Source organism: Mesoflavibacter zeaxanthinifaciens subsp. sabulilitoris, from assembly GCF_014191595.1.
Classification (GTDB): Bacteria; Bacteroidota; Bacteroidia; order Flavobacteriales; family Flavobacteriaceae; genus Mesoflavibacter; species Mesoflavibacter zeaxanthinifaciens.
This window is the reverse complement of sequence record NZ_JACHWV010000007.1, coordinates 32,954-53,934: the sequence shown is the minus strand read 5'-3', so window position 1 is coordinate 53,934 and position 20,981 is coordinate 32,954. Positions and strand designations below refer to the sequence as shown.

Annotated in this window: 20 protein-coding genes; 11 read left to right on the top strand and 9 right to left on the bottom strand. The window is 30.2% G+C overall.

The annotated features are described in order from the left end of the window. Nucleotides 1–59: 59 nt before the first annotated feature. The 3 genes from recG to FHS04_RS11290 all read left to right on the top strand — a co-directional run bounded on the left by recG (nucleotide 60) and on the right by FHS04_RS11290 (nucleotide 4,049). Nucleotides 60–2,198: an ATP-dependent DNA helicase RecG gene (gene recG / locus FHS04_RS11300; RefSeq protein WP_106678763.1), complete on the top strand. Its 2,139-nt coding sequence runs from the start codon at nucleotides 60–62 to the stop codon at nucleotides 2,196–2,198. Nucleotides 2,199–2,252: 54 nt separating this feature from the next. Beyond that, entirely contained in the window at nucleotides 2,253–2,783 is a 531-nt protein-coding gene (locus FHS04_RS11295) for a CIA30 family protein (protein WP_244906279.1), read from the top strand. Nucleotides 2,784–3,074: 291 nt separating this feature from the next. Then, the gene (locus FHS04_RS11290; protein ID WP_106678659.1) at nucleotides 3,075–4,049 is read left to right on the top strand and encodes a hypothetical protein; all 975 of its coding nucleotides are present in this window, start codon (nucleotides 3,075–3,077) and stop codon (nucleotides 4,047–4,049) included. Nucleotides 4,050–4,053: 4 nt separating this feature from the next. On the opposite strand, the gene FHS04_RS11285 is transcribed toward FHS04_RS11290, so the two are convergent. The 3 genes from FHS04_RS11285 to FHS04_RS11275 all read right to left on the bottom strand — a co-directional run bounded on the left by FHS04_RS11285 (nucleotide 4,054) and on the right by FHS04_RS11275 (nucleotide 6,318). Further along, the gene (locus FHS04_RS11285; RefSeq protein WP_106678765.1) at nucleotides 4,054–5,259 is read right to left on the bottom strand and encodes a peroxiredoxin family protein; all 1,206 of its coding nucleotides are present in this window, start codon (nucleotides 5,257–5,259) and stop codon (nucleotides 4,054–4,056) included. Nucleotides 5,260–5,347: 88 nt separating this feature from the next. Then, on the bottom strand, nucleotides 5,348–6,103 hold the full coding sequence (locus FHS04_RS11280; protein ID WP_106678661.1) for a coiled-coil domain-containing protein: 756 nt from the start codon (nucleotides 6,101–6,103) through the stop codon (nucleotides 5,348–5,350). Between the two features lie 2 nt (nucleotides 6,104–6,105). Continuing rightward, a complete protein-coding gene (locus FHS04_RS11275) occupies nucleotides 6,106–6,318 on the bottom strand; it encodes a hypothetical protein (protein ID WP_106678663.1) in 213 nt (70 codons plus the stop codon). 290 nt (nucleotides 6,319–6,608) lie between these two features. Here FHS04_RS11275 and pheT point away from each other — a divergent pair, with 290 nt between their 5' ends. From pheT to FHS04_RS11250, 5 genes are all read left to right on the top strand, one after another. Continuing rightward, nucleotides 6,609–9,038 (top strand): phenylalanine--tRNA ligase subunit beta, encoded by a 2,430-nt coding sequence (pheT, locus tag FHS04_RS11270; RefSeq protein WP_106678665.1) that lies wholly within the window; start codon nucleotides 6,609–6,611, stop codon nucleotides 9,036–9,038. Between the two features lie 7 nt (nucleotides 9,039–9,045). After that, nucleotides 9,046–9,903 (top strand): phosphatase PAP2 family protein, encoded by an 858-nt coding sequence (locus FHS04_RS11265; protein WP_106678667.1) that lies wholly within the window; start codon nucleotides 9,046–9,048, stop codon nucleotides 9,901–9,903. 12 nt (nucleotides 9,904–9,915) lie between these two features. Further along, nucleotides 9,916–10,110 (top strand): hypothetical protein, encoded by a 195-nt coding sequence (locus FHS04_RS11260; RefSeq protein WP_106678669.1) that lies wholly within the window; start codon nucleotides 9,916–9,918, stop codon nucleotides 10,108–10,110. A 100-nt stretch (nucleotides 10,111–10,210) separates the two neighbouring features. Then, entirely contained in the window at nucleotides 10,211–10,927 is a 717-nt protein-coding gene (locus FHS04_RS11255) for a hypothetical protein (RefSeq protein ID WP_106678671.1), read from the top strand. A gap of 50 nt (nucleotides 10,928–10,977) precedes the next feature. Continuing rightward, entirely contained in the window at nucleotides 10,978–11,205 is a 228-nt protein-coding gene (locus FHS04_RS11250; protein ID WP_106678673.1) for a putative signal transducing protein, read from the top strand. Nucleotides 11,206–11,275: 70 nt separating this feature from the next. Here the strand turns inward: FHS04_RS11250 and FHS04_RS11245 are convergent, their stop codons facing one another. Beyond that, a complete protein-coding gene (locus tag FHS04_RS11245) occupies nucleotides 11,276–11,854 on the bottom strand; it encodes a fasciclin domain-containing protein (RefSeq protein WP_181256116.1) in 579 nt (192 codons plus the stop codon). A 169-nt stretch (nucleotides 11,855–12,023) separates the two neighbouring features. On the opposite strand from FHS04_RS11245, the gene FHS04_RS11240 reads away from it, so the two are divergent. Continuing rightward, nucleotides 12,024–13,004, top strand: coding sequence for a hypothetical protein (locus FHS04_RS11240; RefSeq protein WP_106678675.1), 981 nt, complete (start codon nucleotides 12,024–12,026; stop codon nucleotides 13,002–13,004). A gap of 9 nt (nucleotides 13,005–13,013) precedes the next feature. Here FHS04_RS11240 and FHS04_RS11235 read toward each other — a convergent pair whose 3' ends face one another. Further along, nucleotides 13,014–14,633 carry an ABC-F family ATP-binding cassette domain-containing protein gene (locus FHS04_RS11235; RefSeq protein ID WP_106678678.1) on the bottom strand — a complete coding sequence of 540 codons (1,620 nt, stop codon included), beginning with the start codon at nucleotides 14,631–14,633 and terminating at the stop codon, nucleotides 13,014–13,016. A 191-nt stretch (nucleotides 14,634–14,824) separates the two neighbouring features. On the opposite strand from FHS04_RS11235, the gene FHS04_RS11230 reads away from it, so the two are divergent. Continuing rightward, complete coding sequence (locus FHS04_RS11230) at nucleotides 14,825–16,219, top strand: TlpA family protein disulfide reductase (protein ID WP_146131304.1); 1,395 nt, start codon at nucleotides 14,825–14,827, stop codon at nucleotides 16,217–16,219. A gap of 45 nt (nucleotides 16,220–16,264) precedes the next feature. Here FHS04_RS11230 and FHS04_RS11225 read toward each other — a convergent pair whose 3' ends face one another. The 4 genes from FHS04_RS11225 to FHS04_RS11210 form a co-directional block, all read right to left on the bottom strand. Next, nucleotides 16,265–16,621 carry a heavy-metal-associated domain-containing protein gene (locus FHS04_RS11225; RefSeq protein ID WP_106678682.1) on the bottom strand — a complete coding sequence of 119 codons (357 nt, stop codon included), beginning with the start codon at nucleotides 16,619–16,621 and terminating at the stop codon, nucleotides 16,265–16,267. Nucleotides 16,622–16,633: 12 nt separating this feature from the next. Further along, complete coding sequence (locus FHS04_RS11220) at nucleotides 16,634–18,871, bottom strand: TonB-dependent receptor (protein ID WP_106678684.1); 2,238 nt, start codon at nucleotides 18,869–18,871, stop codon at nucleotides 16,634–16,636. Nucleotide 18,872: 1 nt separating this feature from the next. Then, nucleotides 18,873–19,598, bottom strand: coding sequence for a heavy metal translocating P-type ATPase (locus FHS04_RS11215; protein WP_106678686.1), 726 nt, complete (start codon nucleotides 19,596–19,598; stop codon nucleotides 18,873–18,875). Nucleotides 19,599–19,662: 64 nt separating this feature from the next. After that, nucleotides 19,663–20,055 carry an HYC_CC_PP family protein gene (locus FHS04_RS11210; protein ID WP_244906280.1) on the bottom strand — a complete coding sequence of 131 codons (393 nt, stop codon included), beginning with the start codon at nucleotides 20,053–20,055 and terminating at the stop codon, nucleotides 19,663–19,665. 132 nt (nucleotides 20,056–20,187) lie between these two features. On the opposite strand from FHS04_RS11210, the gene FHS04_RS11205 reads away from it, so the two are divergent. After that, a complete protein-coding gene (locus tag FHS04_RS11205) occupies nucleotides 20,188–20,979 on the top strand; it encodes a DUF3108 domain-containing protein (RefSeq protein ID WP_027879728.1) in 792 nt (263 codons plus the stop codon). Nucleotides 20,980–20,981: the final 2 nt, after the last annotated feature.

Genomic DNA, 20,981 nt, shown 5'->3' with positions numbered 1-20,981 from the left:
CACTCGAAGTGACATTAAACACTTTCACCTTAACTCAAAAAAATGTAATTTCGTTGCTTATGAGTACCAACTTACAAACTCCTATAGATTATTTAAAAGGCGTAGGACCAAATCGTGCAGATTTACTACGTAAAGAGTTAGGTATTCATACGTATCAAGATTTAATAAATCTGTTTCCTAATCGGTATTTAGACCGCACGCAGTACTATAAAATTAACCAGTTACAACCTAATGCTAGCGAAGTTCAAATTGTTGGTAAAATTATCAAGTTTGAAGAAGTTGCTCAAAAAAGAGGCAAACGATTAGTTGCTACTTTTAAAGATGAAACTGGCACTATGGAACTAGTTTGGTTTAGAGGTCAAAAATGGATTAGAGAAAGTTTAAAACTAAATACACCATACGTCATTTTTGGTAAAACAAATTTGTTTGCAAACAAGTTTAGCATGCCTCATCCGGACATCGAATTACTATCCGAGCATCAAGCAAATTTGCGTAGTAATATGCAAGCCATTTATCCTTCTACAGAGAAACTTTCTAACAAAGGAATTAGCAATCGTGTGATGACAAAAATCATGCAAAATTTATTCTTAGAAACGAAGGGAAAATTTGCCGAAACTTTGTCTAAAAATTTGCTAAAAGAAAACCAATTAATTTCCAAACCTGAAGCTTTATTCAACATCCATTTTCCGCAAAATCAAGAAGCACTTTCTAAAGCAAAATTTAGGTTAAAATTTGAAGAATTATTTTACATTCAATTACAATTAATTTTAAAAAATTTAATCAATAAAAAGAAGATAAAAGGATTGCCTTTTGATAAAGTTGGAGAACACTTTAACAACTTTTACAAACACCATTTACCGTTCGAATTAACCAATGCACAAAAACGTGTTTTAAAAGAAATTCGTTCAGATTTAGGTAGTCATGCGCAAATGAACCGCTTATTGCAAGGTGATGTTGGTTCTGGAAAGACCATTGTTGCGCTAATGTCAATATTAATGGCGCTTGACAATGGTTACCAAGCCTGCTTAATGGCGCCAACTGAAATTTTGTCAGTCCAGCACTACAACGGATTAGTTGAGTTGTGTAAAGATTTGAAAATCAGAATTAAACTACTTACAGGTTCAAGTAAAACTTCAGAACGAAAAGAAATTCATAATTTGCTAGAAAATGGCGAATTAGACCTCTTAATTGGCACACATGCATTGCTTGAAGATAAGGTGAAATTTAAAAATTTAGGACTCGCAATTATTGACGAGCAACATCGATTTGGAGTTAAGCAACGTTCTAAATTATGGAAAAAAGGTCCGTCCATAATTTTAGAAAACGGCGAACAATCTGCTCCTATTCCACCGCATATTTTGGTGATGACAGCAACACCAATTCCGCGTACTTTAGCCATGTCAATTTATGGCGATTTAGACATCTCGATTATCGACGAATTACCACCTGGAAGACAAGCCATAAAAACCGTTCATCGATACGATAATAATCGACTAAAAGTGTTCCGATTTATACGTGATGAAATAGCTAAAGGAAGACAAGTTTATATCGTCTATCCGTTGATACAAGAAAGTGCCCAAATGGACTATAAAGATCTAATGGATGGATACGAAAGTATCGCTAGAGATTTCCCTGCGCCTAAGTATCAAATTTCGATTGTTCATGGACAAATGAAACCTGCCGATAAGGATTTTGAAATGCAACGTTTTGCTAAAGGCGAAACTCAAATTATGGTCGCTACAACGGTCATAGAAGTTGGTGTAAATGTGCCAAACGCTTCTGTAATGATTATTGAAAGTGCCGAGCGTTTTGGCTTATCGCAATTACACCAATTACGTGGTCGTGTTGGTCGTGGCGCAGCACAAAGTTATTGTATCCTAATGACTAGCCACAAACTATCAGAAAACAGTAAAACACGCATCCAAACCATGTGTCAAACCAACGATGGTTTTGAAATTGCCGAAGTGGACTTAAAACTTCGTGGTCCAGGAGATGTTATGGGTACGCAACAAAGCGGTGTACTTAACTTGCGCATTGCAGATGTGGTAAAAGACAGCAACATTTTACAACACGCACGTTATTGGGCTAAACAACTACTAAGCAAAGATCCTAGCTTATCACATCCAGAAAATGCGGTTATTTTAAACACCTATCGCCAAATGGCTAAGTTTAAAAACATCTGGAATTACATATCCTAACACCAATTCATTCAATAAACTGTTATAAAATCCGTATTTTTAGAGTAAAAAACTATGAAAACTCTAATCTTAACCTTAATCCTTTTTGCTTTTATGACTTCAATTACAATTTTTCAGTTTAATAACACCAGTAATTTAGATAATTGGCAAATTGTAGATGATGTCGTTATGGGTGGAAAATCTAACGGAAACTTTCAATTAAATGAGGATGGTCGTGCAGTATTTAGCGGCGACGTATCTTTAGAAAATAATGGCGGATTTAGCTCTGTGCAATATACTTTTGATGCTTTAGATATTACCAACTACAAAACGGTTTGTATCAAGCTAAAAGGCGATGGTAACAACTATCAATTTAGATTAAAAAAAGACCAAAGCGACTACTATTCTTATAAAAAAGAATTCAATACCAACGGAGATTGGCAAACTATTAAATTACAACTAGATAGTTTGCAACCAACTTATAGAGGTAGATCTTTAGATATACCAAATTTTAACAGCAACAGCATTGAACAGCTTACTTTTTTAATTGCTAATAAAAAACCACAGTCTTTTAAGTTAGTATTAGATAAGATTTGGCTGGAGTAAACTGTTTTATTATTTACGTTATAGGAGAAATCGCATCTTGGTTTGTAGTGTTGGATTTGCTTACTCTGATTTGTGCTACTTGTGTGATGTCTCACGTGTGTTCGACATGACTAAGGGATACTTTTACCCTTTTTAAATCCTAACTGTATTTAATATGGAATTATTGGTTTTATATCGAATGAATTTTCGTGTGAAGTATTGAAAGTATAACTTCACTTTACAATGAAAAATTGTAAGATTGATATATCACAGTAATAATTAAAGTAGAAAACGAAATCACGAGAAAAAATTATGGCATCAATATTTTTAATTGGACAGGAAATTGACCCTGATAAAAACATAAGTCTATTTTATGAGATTTCTTACAGACTACAAGCTAATAAACACAAAGTAATCACTTTAGATAGAGATTTTGGAAAAGAAAGAAGTTCTGATTTTCAAAATTTATTAAAATCCGCAGATGTTATAATTCCTGTTATTACACAAAGTTCATTGAAATCAAAAGAATTTTATGATCAATTAACTCAAATCAGAAATTATGTAAGCCATAAAGAAGATAAAATATTAATTCCTGTGGTAAATAATGACGTTGTTCTTTCTAATTTACCTGAATCTATTATTGCAATAAAATTTATTAGAGTAGATGATAAATTTGACGAAAATGAATTAGACTTAATTAGTAAAAAAATAAATGAGGCGATTAACTCTTTTTTGGGCAGAAAAATTGCTAAAGACGAAAAAGCTAAAGAAATAAAAGAAAAAATTGAAAAAACTGCCCCAACTTATATATCGGAGACAATTTTAGAATTAGAAAATCGGGAGAGGTACAAACGTTGGACTGCTCTTTTTTGGTATTTTTTAGGATTCATTTCACTGATAATTGGAATTTGGGTTGCCGTCTATTTTTCCGATTCAACCATCATTGGATTTCAAGAAAAAGAAAATTGGAGTCTTACATTTTTTTACACTTTAAAAAGTATATTTATAATTCTGTTACTAATAGCATCATCTAAATACTCATTTACTTTAGCTAAATCATACATGAGTGAATCTCTAAAAATTGCAGACAGGATACATGCAATTTCATTTGGTAAATTTTACTTACAAGTTTTTGATGAACAAATTAATCCAAATGAAATAAAAGAAATTTTTAGAGATTGGAATATCAATAATCAAAATAGCGAATTTTCTAATCAATCAACATCAGATTACGACCCTAAACTATTAGAAAAAATAATTGAATTAATTGAAAAGGTAAGAAAATAACTTACTATTCCGCTAACAATTTATCCATAAACGTTGTAAATTCTTCTTTAAACTCGGTAAATTTTTCTCCAGTTGCAGGACCGTTAAAACCTGTGTGTATTTTACGTACTTTACCATTTTTATCAATAAAAATAGAAGTAGGATAACTTAATACGTTGTTAAGCATTGGTAGTTTTTCGTTGGCTTTACTTTTGCTAGTCGTACCGGTTTGCGCTAATAAAATTGGGTAGTTAATCCCTACTCTGTCTTTTAGGCGTTTTATGTTTTTAAACGCTACTTCTTCGGTTTTTGCGTATTCAAACGCTAGCGCAACAAACTCGATAGCTTTGTCTTTATTGTTGTTGTAATATTGTGCGTAGTAATTGCTTTCATCTAAACAATTTGGACACCACGTACCCATAATTTGTACAACTACTACTTTGTTTTTAAATCTATCATCGGTTAATGATATTTGGTTTCCGTTTTCATCAGGAAATGTAAATTCTAAAGTTTCATAACCATCTTTTAAATAAGTTAATGTGTTGGCATCTGCTAATTTAAAATCGTCATTACGTTTAGCAATAAAAGGTTCTTCCCAATGGTTACCAGAATAAAATGTTCCATTTAATATACTATCGGTTACGGTTGCTGTAAATAAAAACGCATGTGAGCCATCAAAAGTTGATAATTGCATTTGGTTACCACTAATTACTCCATCTAAGTAACGATAATCACCTGTTTCGGTTCTAAATGTTCCTGTTACAGTGTTTCCGTTTTGTTTAAATATTCCTTTTGCTTTGTAGCTATCATCTGTATTAGGACTAAATGTAGTTTCCCAATTACCAGATATGTTAGTTTTTGGCAAGTTAGAGGTATTAAATCGTGTTTTTTCTGGTTTTGCTGTAAATGGTACGCTACGATCTTTTCCTTCGGTAATAAAATGTCCTTTAATTATTTTGTTTTCTACTTTTGCTTTTATGTAGCTTTCAAATACTGGCATTTGTATAAAAACCGAGTCGTTTTTGTAACTTATCTCATCTACCGTTATAACTTCTTCTGCATTATAAATTTCTAAAGTATTAGCATCTTTAACTTTAAATAAAAATGGCAGATTAAGATTGTCTTTTATTTTTAGTTCTGCTCTGTAAAGTCCTGAATATAAAAACTCAGTTGTATCTTGTTGACAAGAAAAAATAAGCACTGCTATTAGTAGAATTGTTATTTTACGCATGTTATAAGAGTTTAAGGTGGTAAAAATAGTCACAAAAAAAGGTGTTGCCAAAACAACACCTTAGTTTTATGTAAATATTAAGACTGCACTACTCTTCTATTTGTTCTATTTTTTGCTCTTGTTTACTTATTTCAATTCGTTTTAAAGCTACTTTTTCTTTTACTTCTTTAATCTTTAATTCGTGTTGTTTTAAGCGTTCTTCAATCTTATTTATCTTATCTAACCTAGATTTTGCTTCTTCAATGGTTAGCTTTTTGTCTTCTAGCATTTGTCTTGTTTTTACTCTTGCTAATTCTAACCTAGATTGGCTGTTACTAACAAATTCTTGACGTTTTTCTATATGTTTCTGACTTATTTTTAAACGTTGTTTAGCCATCTCTGCACGTTTAAGACCAAATTGTTTTTGACTTATTCCAGATTGTTGTCGTTGCTCTTCTAAGATTTGTTTTCGTGCCTTTAACTCTTCTTTATAAGAATTATGGATTTCTTTTAACTCTTCATGTTCTTCTTGACGCAGTTGTTTTAATTCTTGCAGTAACGCTTTACGTTCTTCTGGTGATGCCTCTTTCATTTTTTCTTTAATCGCTTCTGCTTGCTGTTGCATTTGGCTATACACTGCTTTATGTTGCGATTTCATTTTGGCATGTTTTTCTTTTATTTCTTCACGCTTTTCTTGAATATCTTTACGATTTGCTTCATGCTTTTGTTGGATTTTCTCCCTTTTCTTTTCCTTTTGTTGCTCGATCTTGTTTTTGGCTTCATTTAATTTGTTTTGCGCCAATAATGGTTGCGATGCTAATCCTATAAAAAAGACAAGCATTAAAAGTGGTTGTAAGATTTTCATAATTATTGATCTAAGTTTTCTAAGTCTTGCAAGTCTTGGTCTATATCTTTAGCTTCTTGGTCTAACTGTTCAACCATTTTTACTGTTTCTTCTTCTATAGATTGAATAGAATCTACTGCGGTTTCAACATTATTATTGTCTTCTGTCTTTGTTTCTCTACATGATGTTAAAGAAATAGTAAGCATAAAAAATACGATACTAAATATTGTTTTCATTTTTATGAAATTAATTAATCATTGTTCAAATTACGTATCATCTAATTAAATAGACTTTCGATTTAGAGGTTTAACACTGTTTTTTAGTTGAACTACATTTTTTAACGACACACAACATAAAAAACTTAATATCAATAACTTAAGATGAAAAATTAGCAAAGAAGTTTCTTCAGTAAAACTTTTAATTTGCTTTAATTTAAAACTTATAATTTAATTTTTACAAAAAACGTTTTTAGGCGTTTCTATTGCTGCCAAGTATTGTTATATTTGTGCCCTTAATTAGCAGATAAATGAAGATTTCTTACAACTGGATAAAACAGTTTATAAAAACCGATTGGACAGCAGAACAAACTAGCGAATTACTAACAGATTTAGGTCTTGAAGTTGAAGGTTTAGACCTTTACCAAAGTGTAAAAGGCGGATTAGAAGGTGTTGTTGTTGGCGAAGTTTTAACTTGCGTACAACATAGTAATGCAGATAAACTTAAAGTAACTACAGTAAATATTGGACAAGAACAACCTGTACAAATTGTTTGTGGCGCACCAAATGTTGCTGCTGGACAAAAAGTACCTGTAGCAACTATTGGCACGACTTTGTATACTGAAGATGGTGAAGCATGGACTATTAAAAAAGGTAAAATAAGAGGCGAAGAATCTCATGGAATGATTTGCGCAGAAGATGAACTTGGTTTAGGTAAATCTCATGACGGTATTATGGTATTACCAGAAGATACTATAGTTGGTACACCTTGTGCAGAGCTTTTTGAAGTAGAAAATGATCAAGTTTTTGAAATTGGTTTAACACCAAACCGTGCAGATGCTATGAGCCATTTTGGTACTGCAAGAGATCTTAGAGCTGGTTTATTACAAAAAGGAATTAATTTAGAACTTATTACTCCTAGTGTAAGTTCTTACCACGTAGATAGCAGAACTTTAAAAATAGATGTAGATGTAAAAGATTATGATTTAGCACCACGCTATTGCGGTGTAACTTTATCTGGTCTAAAAGTTGAAGAATCTCCTGCTTGGTTACAAAATAGATTAAAAGCTATTGGATTAGCACCAATAAATAATATTGTAGACGCTACTAACTATGTATTACACGAGTTAGGACAACCTTTACACGCTTTTGATGCTACAAAAATAACAGGACATAAAGTTGAAGTTAAAACTTGCGAAGCTGGAACAAAATTTACCACTTTAGATGGTGTTGAACGCGAGTTACATGAAGACGATTTAATGATTTGTGATGCAGAAAAACCAATGTGTATCGCTGGTGTTTTTGGTGGTGCTGATAGTGGTGTAACAGAACACACAACAGCCATCTTCTTAGAAAGCGCGTACTTTAATCCTGTTAGTGTGCGTAAAACAGCTAAGCGTCATGGATTAAACACAGATGCATCTTTTAGATTTGAACGTGGTATAGATCCAAACCTTACCAAATACGCTTTAAAACGTGCGGCTTTATTAATATTAGAACTTGCTGGTGGAGAAATTACTAGTGATATTTTAGATTTTTACCCAAAGAAAATTGAAGATTTTCAAGTCACTTTAAGTTTTGATAAAATTACAAAACTTGTAGGGCAAGAAATACCTAAAGAAGAAGTAAAATCTATACTAGCATCTTTAGATATTAAAATAAATAGTGTTACAGAAACTAATTTAGGTTTAATCATACCACCATATCGTAACGACGTTACAAGAGAAGCAGATGTTATTGAAGAAATATTAAGAGTATACGGATATAACAATATAGAAATTAGCACAAAGATGAATGCTTCTGTATCTAACTCTTCTCGTTTTGAAGATTATAAGCTACAAAACGTTGTTGGTAACTTATTAGCCTCACAAGGTTGGTACGAAATTATGGCTAATTCTTTAACAAGCGCTAAATACATAGAGTTAAGCGAGCAGTTAAAAGAAGAGCATAATATACAAATGCTTAACCCATTAAGTCAAGATCTTGGCGTAATGCGTCAAAGTTTAGTTTTTTCAGGGTTAGAAGCTTTAAGCTATAATATAAATAGAAGACAAGCCAATTTAAAGTTTTTTGAATTTGGTAAAACCTATCACAATTATAACGGTACAAGAGAAGAACATAAACACTTATCATTATTTGTAACAGGTTTTAAAAACGAAGAGAATTGGGCACATACACCACAAGAAAAGACTAACTTTTTCCATTTAAAAGGAAGTGTTGCCGCAATATTATCAAGATTAGGAATTGATAGATATCAAGAAAGCACAGCTAAAAATGACGTGTTTAGCGAAGGTTTACAATTAAATATTGGACGTGATACTTTAGTTGAGTTTGGAGTTTTAAAAAGTAAAATAACTAAACAGTTTGATATTACCCAAGATGTGTTTTATGCAGATTTTAATTGGGATACAATTTTAGTTGTAGCTAAACGAAACAAAATTAAATTTACACCTATACCTAAGTATCCAGAAGTAAGACGCGATTTTGCTTTGCTATTAGATAATAATGTAACCTTTGAAAGCATTACTAAAATAGCTAAGAAAACCGAAAAGAAATTACTTAAAAACATTAATCTATTTGATGTTTATCAAGGTAAAAACTTGCCTGACGGTAAAAAAAGTTATGCAGTAAGCTTTACATTTTTAGACGAAAACAAAACGCTTACAGATAAGGTTGTAGATAAAATTATGAGTAAGCTACAAAGCAACTTTGAAAGTGAACTTGGTGCTGAATTAAGATAATACGCTCATGAAAAATCATATTTTAATAGTTTTTAGCATTGCTATGCTAATTAGCAATACAGTTAATAGTCAAAATAAACTGTATAAAATTAATCAAGACTCTACATCTACACTTGGTCTTTTAAAATATGATATAAATACAACCTTACAGAGTGTAAAACACGCCTTTACAAGACCTATTTACTGGAAAAAAAAGGATTACACTAAGTTAGGAGGTTTAATTGCAGGTACAGCTTTGTTATCCTTAACAGATGAAAGTGTTAATAATTTTGCTAACAAACATTCTGATAAATTCCCAAAATTAGTTAGAGATGTTGGTTGGTATTTTGGTAGTCCTCAAAACTATTTTATGGCTAATGCTGGATTATACGGATATGGTCTTTTTGCTAAAAACGAAAAAGTTAGATATACTAGCGTTTTAATTATATCCTCGTCCATTACATCTGGATTTTTGCAATCCTTAGCCAAAAATGCATTTGGAAGAGCTAGACCAGGAAGAGACTTAGGAGCATTTTACTTTAAACCTCTTTCTAAAGAAGGTGGATTTCACTCTTTCCCTTCTGGTCACACCGTATTGTCAGTTACTATGACGCATGCAATTGCAAAACAGTTTAAAAACCCTTGGGTAAAAACAGGTATTTATGCTTTTGGTGCCATACCACCTTTATCAAGATTGGTGGATGACGCACATTGGATTACAGATATAGCTTTTAGCACTGCTTTAAGTATTATTGTTGTAGATAGTATTGACAAGTTTTTAAAGAAAAATAACGCATTTGACATAGACCATAATAGAACTTCAAATAAAATTTCTTGGAACTTTATGTTTAGCGGTAATAAAGTTGGACTTATTGGTACTTTCTAATAAAAACTAAACATGTCAAACATTTCAAAAAATCAAGGTGACACTTTTAGTTTAATCCTAGGTATTTTCTTTATATTATTTGGCATTTACAGAGTCTACAGATATTTTATTAATGAAGTAAGCTCTTTTAGAGCTATACTTGGTATTGGTTTTATTGCATATGGTATATTTATTTTATCCCGATATAAAAAATCAAAACAACCATAATAATTACTTGTTAAACAAAACACTTTTTCTAGTATTCTAAATGTTAAACCTTTGCAATTAAGCTAAGTATGTTTTATTTTTAGGTTAAAAAATAAATGCTATGATTTTTAACCCTACAAACATAGAAGAAAAACTACGTCTACAACAATCTAAGCAAATAGCACAACCAGACATTTTAAAACAAGTACAAGCCATTTTTGATGCTGAAAATGTAAAAGAAATCAATATTGAAAATGAATTGAAATCTGCCAATAGTACTACTAGCAATTCGTTTAATATAGAACTTTTAAAAAGTGATCAAATTTTTCACATAGACAGCATTAAAAAAACGTGTATTGATTACCGACTTCGATTTTTAGATACTAAGTATTTTAAAAATGAATTTCCGCAAGAAGCCATTAATAAAATAAAAGCTTTAGAAAAAGAACACAACATCACACTAAGCGGATTTAAAATTATGGCACCTTCTAAACTATTTAAGTTAGAAAACCCTGATGATCCTTTATTATTTGCACCCATAGGAAATGATTATTATTACTTAATACACAAATGGGGAAATGATTTAAATCCATTAAGAAAATGGCGTATGCTACCTTTTAAAAGTTATGAAAACTTATTGGTCTTTGCGTTAATTGTTAGTTTTGCATTAACCTATCTTTTTAATTATAACTTACCACAAGACAACAACTACACAAGTTATTTTTTCTTATTATTTCTATTCATGTTTAAATCTATAGTTGGCATTGTTATTTACTATGCGATTTCACAAGGAAAAAATGTAAATTCTGCAATTTGGAATAATAAATACAGTAAGTAATTTATTGCATAATTTTTAGTATCTTTAATAGAAATCAATACTAAAAAACTATGGAAACTGAATATATAAAAATTTATACTGGAGATTTTTTAACCTCACAACGCATACAACAACGATTAGAAGATATTGGCATTAATGCAGTGGTAAAAAATGAAGACGAATCTGCAAGACTGGCTGGTTTTGCAAATCCTGTACCAAGCTTACAAGATATTTATGTACATGAAACCGAACTTGAAAAAGCTAAAACAGTTGTTGATGCTATTAAAAACGAGATATAATTAAAAGAAAAAAGCCTCTTCAAAACGAAGAGGCTTTTAACACTAATTCAAATAGCATTTACACGGTTTATTATGACTTTGGTAATAATACAGTATCTACAACATGTATCACACCATTAGATTGATTTACATCTGCAATAGTCACTTTAGCTGAGTTTCCATTTTCATCGGTTACATAAACGTCATTTCCTTTTGTCCAAACAGTTAATGTTCCTCCTGAAACAGTTTTAATCATTGCTTTACCATCGCCTTTTTTAATTAATTTAGCAAAAGCTTTAGCATTCCACTTTCCTGAAACAACATGATACTTTAAAATAGTTTGTAATTGTTCTTTATTTTCTGGTTTTACTAAAGTTGCTACTGTTCCTTCTGGTAATTTATCAAATGCTGCGTTTGTTGGTGCAAATACAGTAAATGGTCCTTCACTTTGTAAAACTTCAACTAAACCTGCTGCTTTTACTGCTGCTACTAAAGTTGTATGATCTTTAGAGTTTACCGCATTTTCTACAATATTTTTAGAAGGATACATTGCTGCTCCACCAACCATTTTTGTATCTTCTTTCATCATTTTGTTTTGAGCAAATCCTAAAGAAGTCACAAAGAATAAACTAAGCCCTAATACGATTTTTGATAATTTTTCTGTTTTCATAATAAATTGATTTTTGGTTTTTATGTTCAGTCTATCTACGCAGTTAAGTTTTGCTTGGTTTTATATTTTTTCAATTTAACAGAGAATTAACAAAAAAATGTTAAGAAGATATTTTTAATAGATTGAATATTTGTTTTAAAAAAAATATCTTTGATAAAAACTAATAAGAATGAAAAAATTTAAAACATTAATAATTAACCCTTACCTATATACTTTGTTAATATTATCTTTTTTAAGTGGTTGCTCAGCCTCTTCTGATGATAATAACAATAACTCAAACTCTAATACAAACAGTCAAGGAGAAAAAGTATATTATGGTAATATTGGCTTTACTAGTCAATCAGAAGTTGATGCTTTTGCATTAGAAGAATATGATAGAGTTACAGGAAGTATGCAATTTATAGGAAATCAAATACAAAATGTTGATGGATTAGAATCTATAAAATGGATTAAAGGAGATTTATCATTTCTAAACACCAACTTAACATCTATTAATGGATTGAATGACTTGAACTTTTCTGATGAAAATACATTCTTAAATATTATTGGCAACTCTCAATTACAAAGTATAAGCGGATTAAATAATATTTCGAAAAAAATTTCTTTCTTTGAAATTAGTGGCAATCCTCTTTTAACAGAAGTAAATGGATTAACTAGTCTTACAGAAGTCACATATCTTTTTGAACTAAGAAATAATGAAAATCTAACAAACATCTCTGGGTTTTCTGGTTTAAGCGGTGAAGTGACATTTTTTGATATTACTGGTAATAATTCTTTAGTTGATTTTTCTACTGTTCAAAATATAAGCTTTACATTTTCATTTTTTTTCGATAATAATGATTTAGCTACTAACTTACCTCCTATTAATTATACAGATTCAACAGGAAATATATTTATAGAAGATAATGAAAATTTACAAAACGTTCAACTCGATTATTATGGATCCGGAGTTTCAATTAAAAATAATCCTAGTTTAACTAATCTTAATGGATTAGAAAATTTACAGAATGCTTCTTTATTTATCTCTAACAATAATAATCTCAATAATTATTGTGCCATAAATGTAGCTAACATAGCTAGTATAGATACAAATAATAATTTATATAATCCTACTATTGAAGATTTACAAAATGGGAATTGTAGCTTATAATTATTAAAACTATACAGCATACATTTTATCACGCTGCTCTTTAATCTTTTTATCTTCCATATACTCATCAAAAGTAGTATATCTATCAATTACTCCATTTGGTGTAAGTTCTACTACTCTATTTGCTACAGTTTGAGCAAACTCATGATCGTGAGTTGTAAAAAGAACAGTTCCTTTAAATTTCTTTAAAGAGTTATTAAAAGCTGTAATACTTTCTAAGTCTAAGTGGTTTGTAGGTTCGTCTAGCATTAACACGTTAGCTCTAATCATCATCATTCTTGATAGCATACAACGTACTTTTTCTCCTCCAGATAGTACATTAGATTTTTTAAGTGCTTCTTCTCCAGAAAAAATCATTTTTCCTAAGAAACCTCTAATATGTACTTCTTCTCTTTCTTCTTCTGTTTTTGCCCATTGACGTAACCAATCTACTAGCGTTAAGTCGTTTTCAAAAAACTTACTATTATCTAATGGTAAGTAAGATTGTGTTGTGGTTATTCCCCAAGAAAATTCGCCAGCATCTGCCTTTTGGTTACCGTTTAATATTTCATAAAATGCTGTTGTTGCACGAGAGTCTCTTGAAAACACAACCACTTTATCTCCTTTTTGAAGATTTAAATCGATGTTTTTAAATAGTACTTCGCCATCTAAAGATGCTGCTAATCCTTCAACATTTAATATTTGATCACCAGCTTCACGCTCGCGTTCAAAAATAATAGCTGGATAACGTCTTGATGTTGGCTTAATTTCGTCTACATTAAGCTTATCAATCATTTTCTTTCTTGATGTAGCTTGCTTACTTTTTGCAACGTTAGCAGAGAAACGACGAATAAACTCTTCTAATTCTTTTTTCTTCTCTTCTGCTTTTTTGTTTTGCTGTGCACGTTGTCTTGCTGCTAATTGTGAAGACTCATACCAGAACGTATAGTTACCAGAAAAGTGATTGATTTTTCCGAAGTCAATATCACTAATATGCGTACAAACAGCGTCTAAAAAGTGACGGTCGTGAGATACAACAATTACACAGTTATCATAGTTTGCTAAGAAATGTTCTAACCAAGAGATTGTTTCGTAATCTAGATCGTTGGTAGGCTCATCCATGATTAACACATCAGGATTACCAAATAAAGCTTGAGCCAAAAGCACACGTACTTTTTGTTTACCATCTAAATCAGCCATTAAGGTGTAATGTAAATCTTCTTTTATACCTAAGTTAGATAGCATAGCTGCAGCATCACTATCTGCATTCCAACCATTCATCTCTTCAAACTGTACTTGAAGCTCACCTATTTTTTCAGCATTTTCATCAGTATAATCTGCATAAAGCGCATCTATTTCTGTTTTAATTTTATATAAAGGTTTATTTCCTTTTAAAACAGTTTCTAAGACTGTATCTTCATCGTGCTTATTGTGGTTTTGTTCTAAAACCGACATACGTTTTCCTGCTTCTAAACTAACATGTCCAGAAGTTGGTTCCATTTTTCCTGAAAGTATTTTAAGGAATGTCGATTTTCCTGCACCATTGGCTCCGATAATTCCGTAGCAGTTTCCGTTATTAAAAGTGGTATTTACCTCATCAAAAAGAATACGTTTACCAAATTGAACAGATAAATTAGATACTGATAACATAAGCTATAATTTAATTTTTTGCAAAAGTAGAAAATTAGTATCAAAAAACACTATATATTGCCTTATTATAAGTTTTAACAACGCATTAACATTATGAATATATTGCAAAACATATTTTTGTTGATATATAGATAATAAGCCCTTAATATATAATGAATTATAAATTCGTATACTTTTTTTTAGCAATATCTTTGAGTTTTTTTTCTTGCGAAAAGGATAAAAAGGCTAGCCTAGATGGTAATGCTTTTTTTGGAGGCGAAATTATTAACCCAAATTCTAACTTTATTGTAATACTTAAAGAAAACAAAGTTTTAGACAGTGTTTATTTAGATCAAAACAACCGTTTTTCTTATATTTTTAAAAACTTTGAGCCTGGTCTTTTTAGGTTTTATGACGGTAAAGAATTTCAATCTGTACTTATACAACCCAATGATAGTTTGATGTTTAGGTTAAATACTATTGAATTTGATGAATCTTTAGTGTTTACCGGTATTGGCGAAAAAGAAAATAACTTTTTAATTGATTTATTTCTTCTAAACGACAAACTACAAGATTCTGTCTTAAAAATTAGTCAATTAGAGCCTGATGAATTTGAAGAAAAGTTAGATGAAATTAGAAATCAAAAACTAGAAAAGTTTAAAAGTTTTAATGAAAAAAACGAAACTACTGAGATTTTTAACACTTTAGCAAAAGCTAAGATTGATTATAATTATTATTATAGTAAAGAAGCGTATCCTTTTATAAATTACAGAGAAAACGAAGAACAAATTTTTAACGAACTACCTGAAAATTTTTACAGCTACAGAAAAGATATAGACTACAATAGTAATTTATTAAGAGAGTACAGACCTTACGTATCTTTTTTAAGAGTACACTTTAATAATCTTGCTCTACAACAACATTTTAAACACTCTGAAGATAGTACCTATAATAATAAGTCTTTAGAGTATAACATAGATAAGTTTAATCTTATAAGCGACAAAATAAGTGATACATTTATTAAAAACAGACTGCTTTACTATAACATGGTTAAATTTATTAATGGATCTGAAAATGATAAAGATTACGAGACGCTTTTAAATTTATTTAAAAAGAAAAGTACTAATAATGATCAAATAGTTAAGGCTAGCAAACTTGTTAACACATACAAAAGATTAAAGCCTGGTAACACTTTGCCAGACGTAACAGTAATTAATAAAAATGATGAGTTTTTATCTATTAAAAAGATAATTGAGAAACCAACTGTTATATACTTTTGGGACGTATCCAAACGCTACAGATACCACTTAAAAGATGTACATCTAAAAGCTGCAGAATTAAGTAAAAAATACCCTGAAATAGAATTTATTGCTATAAATGTAAATAACATTAGTACAAGAGAACAAGCAGATATTTTACAGCGTAACCGTTTACCTTTTGTTAATGAGTATCATTTTAAGTCGCCTAAAAAAGCTGTAGAATTATTAGCGATAAGTCCTATTAACAAAGTATTTTTAGTGGATAAAAAAGGTAATATTGTTAATCCAAAAGGTAATATGTTTGACATCAAATTTGAAAACGAGTTATTAGCCTTGATTAATAAGTAAATTATAATTATAAAAAAAAAGCCTGCTAATAAGCAGGCTTTTTTTTTAGTCTTTCTTATGATCATTTTGTACTTCAATATCTCTATACCTGCAACATGCGTGTACAGAGTTATAAGCTTCTTCTGTTGCTTTTAGCGTTTTTGTATCGTGTCCTACAGATACTACACTTTTTTTAATGCTATCTAAATTTGTTTTACGCTCATCGTAAATTAGCTTTAATTCGTGTGTTTCTACATTCCAATTAGCACTTTTTACGCCTTTAGTTTGGTAACATGCTTTTTCTATTCGTGCTTTACACATACCGCAAATACCATCTACTTCTAAAGAAGCTCTTTTATTTTTATTTTGAGCAAACGTAGTTGTAGTAACTGTCATAATTAATAAAATCAATAATTTTTTCATTGTAGTCTATTTTTAATTTAATTTATATCGTAATCCTGTATAATACATACTTCCAAAAATTGGACCGTACACAAAATTAGTATCAAATGCTGTTCCAAAAGGGTCATTTGCACTAACTATAGGATTATCTTGTTTTACATTTGTTATATTTTCTCCTCCTAAGTATATTTCAAATTTAGATGAAAACACTTTAGTTACTTGCATGTTTAATGTAGCTACTGTTGGAGTAAATTTATTTAATTGATATTGGATTGGGTTATCTATTGTTGAAGAAAATCGTTGTTCTCCTAACCAATTAAAAGTAGCATCAAACTTCCATTGACTTTGGTTTTTTAATTCTGTTTTATATCCTGCATTAGCAAAAAAACGATGTTTTGGTGTTAATGGTTTTGATAATTTACCCGTTTGGTAGTCGGTTTTAACATCGTAATATTTATATGCTGTTCTTAAATCGAAGTTATTAAATGCTTCGTAGTTTACTTCAACTTGAAAACTATTTGCGTAACTACTACCTTGTAAATTATAAAAACTAACAGCTTGAGCATTTTCTAAATCTACAACCACTTGGTTTTTAAAATCTGTTCTATAAAAATCAAAAGTTACATCTGCTTTTCTTCCAAAAAGATTAAAACCTTGTAGATATGAAACACCATAATTCCATGCAATTTCAGGATCTAAACCATAAATTGGTCCATTATTATTTAAATTTGAAAACTGTCTTGAAGACGCAAATAAGTTCTGGTTTTCTGCAAAAATATTAGCACTACGTTTACCGCGACCAAAAGAGGCTCTAAAAGCAGATTTGCTCCAAGGAGAATATCTTAAGTGAAAACGTGGTGTAATAAATTCGCCTAACAAATTATGCGTATCAAAACGTAATCCTGCAGTAAGGTTAAGTTTTTTTAAATTATCAAAAGAATACTCAAAAAATCCACCAAAGCTACGCTCTACCCTATCATAATTTGTATTTAATGCAAACTCATCATAATTATCATACGTAAAATTTACACCTGTTTTTATTTTATGTCTAGAGTCGCTTATTATCGAGTTATAAATAACGTTAGAATACACACTTGTGTGTTCTATATTATATTCATTTAAACCAAAGTAAGAATCTTGTTGGTGATTACTTAATGCCATTTGAATACCTAAACTTTGCCAAGGTAGATCTGCATTTACATACCCAAATTTACCCGAAACTTCGTAACGTTTAGTATCTATTTCGCTTCCCCAGTTATTAGTTGTTAATTTGTCTGTATCTGGATTAAAGTTTATTTGTCCTGATTGCTTATAATCATCTAAATACTTAAGGTTTAAAAAAGTAACAATACCCTTTTGAGTATTAGTATACTGCCAACGATTCATCAAGTTAATTTGATTAAACTTTGGCATATCCAAAAATCCATCGTCATTTCGATCATGCTCTTCTTGATTCGTATTACCATGTATATAAAGACCTGTACTAATGTTTTTAGAAACATTTGTGTTAAAATGTGTATTAAGTTCTAGCCTTTCGCTTGTTGCTGCGTACATGTTAACAAACACTTTATCATCTGTCATTGGTTTTTGCAATTCGGCATTAATCTGTCCCGAAATACTCTCGTACCCATTGACAACGCTTCCTGCACCTTTTGTTATTTGTATACTTTCTACCCATGTCCCTGGAATAAAGCTTAATCCGTAAGCTTGAGAAGCACCACGAACTGATGGAATATTTTCGGTAGCAATTAAAATATAAGGACTTGATAGACCTAACATTTTAATTTGCTTAGTGCCTGTTACTGCATCACTAAAGTTAACGTCTATAGATGGGTTAGTTTCAAAACTTTCGGACAAATTACAACATGCAGCTTTTAATAACTCATCACTACTTACATATTGTATGTTTTCTGATTGTATATAAGACCTTGAAGTAGATTTAACTTTAGAGTCTAAAACCACTTCATCTAAACTTGTTGTAGGTTCTAACCAGTGTTTTATCGTTTTACTAGAGTTTACTGTTATTGTATCTGTTTTAAAACCAACATAACTAATCACTAATTTATTAGATGTTTTACTTAAAGGTAAACTAAAGCTGCCGTCAAACTCTGTAGATGTTCCTACTGTTGTGTTTAACCAAACTAGATTAGCGCCAGGTAAAGGGGTTTCTTTTTGTTCTTCATTTGCTTCATACACATAACCCTTAAGTTGGTTTTGCGCAAAAATGGTTAATGGTAAAAAGCAAAATAGTAATATAAATAGCTTTTTCATATTACCCGTAAATTTCTATTAGCATTACTATTGCCATTATAATCATAATGGAATTTTCTATAAATGTAGCTTTGGTCATTGGTAATTTTAAAGCAGTACCCAAACAAGCACATTGTATTGCTTTTTTGTCCAATAAAGATTTTGTTACACCAACTGTTGTAATGCCTAAAATTATTATTGTAATTATTAATGCTACAGAAATTTCTATTCGCATTAAAAACATTATACCTAAAGCTAATTCTATAAAAGGGTAAATCCAACCATATGCAGGTAAAGCTTTAGCTAACGGGTCATACATTTTAAAACTTTCAGGAAAACCTTTTAAATCTAAAAACTTAAAAAAGCTAAATACGATATAAAAAATACCCATAAAATCTAGCATAAAGTTTGAAACATCAAACCTATTTCTATTTAGTAAATATGAGGCAGCAATAATATATCCAAAGATTAAAAATAGTGGAAATAACTGTCTTATTAATGATTCTTTTTCTTTAGAAACTGAATCAAAAACGTTGTTCTCTTTACTTTTCTTATTAATAGTATATTTACTAGACAATGCGTCTTGTAAAGTATTTATTGAAATGTGTTTAGACATGCTTATTTCAACCTCGGCATTTTCTAAATCTACCGAAACATCTGTTACGTGGTCTAAACTTTGTAAAGCTTTTTCAACAGAAGCTTTACAACCATTACAGGTCATTCCTGTAACGTTATATGTGTGTGTCATGATTTTTTAATTTAATTGTACAATTTTTAATTCCGCAAAAGCGGAGCTATATAAAAATTGTAAATCAAATTATGTAAACATCGTGAAGTTGCTGTAAATCTACAACCAGATTTGGTGGTGAATAAAATTGATGCGGAATAGTTTGCTTTGGCAAACTTTCTTTATACAAAAAGAAATTATAAACAAACGCTGTAAAAACAATTTGCTTACTTATATCTAAGTCTTCAAACTTAGTAACTTTAAGCTTGTCTTGTCCCTTAATTATTTCTACATCGTCTTTACAACATGATTTTGGCATTTCAATAACATCAGAGCATTTTTTTACTTTAGAAAACACTGCTGAGTCTACCAAACGATCACCACAATAATGCTTTTCTACAGTAAAAGATAATGTAGAGAACAGTACTAAAAATGCCATTAATACTGAAAAGACGCTATGTAAAATTTTTAGTTTCACGATGCAAATTTACAAAATAAAATGACTTACTAAGCGTTTAACATTTGGTTTAACATGTCTTTAAAATATTGTAGATTAATATTCGGCACAATTCGTGTTATATTATATCTTTGAAATTATAATAAACAACCTATGAAACATCTTTTTACAACTATTACTGTTTTATTATTATCCTGTGCTTCTTTTGCTCAAAATAATAATGCTTTTAAAGCAGGTGAAAAACTAACATTTTCAGCAGCTTATAATATGTCTGGTATTTTAACAGATATAGCCGAAGTTAAAATGGAAACAAGCGCTGTAAATACAAGCGGAACTACATTATATCGTTTAAAATGTTCTGCCACTACGTATTCTAATTTTGATAGTTTTTTTAAAATTAGAGATTTATATGAAAGCTATGTTAATCCAAAAACAGTAGCTCCATATTTATACCAAAGAGATATTAGTGAAGGTGGTTATTATAAATTTGTAAAGTACAAGTACAGTTACAAGACCAACACAGTTTCTAGTTTAATTAGAAAAAAATCTAAAAACTTTGCTTCTGGTTTTTGGGACAGAAATAATACTATAAAAATTAAGCCAGGTACAAGAGACATAGTTTCTACTTTATATAAATTAAGAACTTTAGACATACACAAAGCACCTGTTGGCGCTAGTGATACCTTTACAGTTTTATTTGATAACAAAGAAGTTAAATGTAGTTTTAAACTTTTAGGTAAAGAAACTATTAACACTGCTATTGGTAGAAAAGAATGCTATAAAATAGCCATAAACGTTACTAATAATAATGTTTTAAAAGGAAGTAACGCTAATATTATATGGCTTACCGCAGATGAGAATAAGATACCTGTGTATGCTAAATTTAAAATAGCGGTTGGAAGTGGAGAATTAAAAATTAAATCTGCAACTGGCTTAAAAAATTAAAT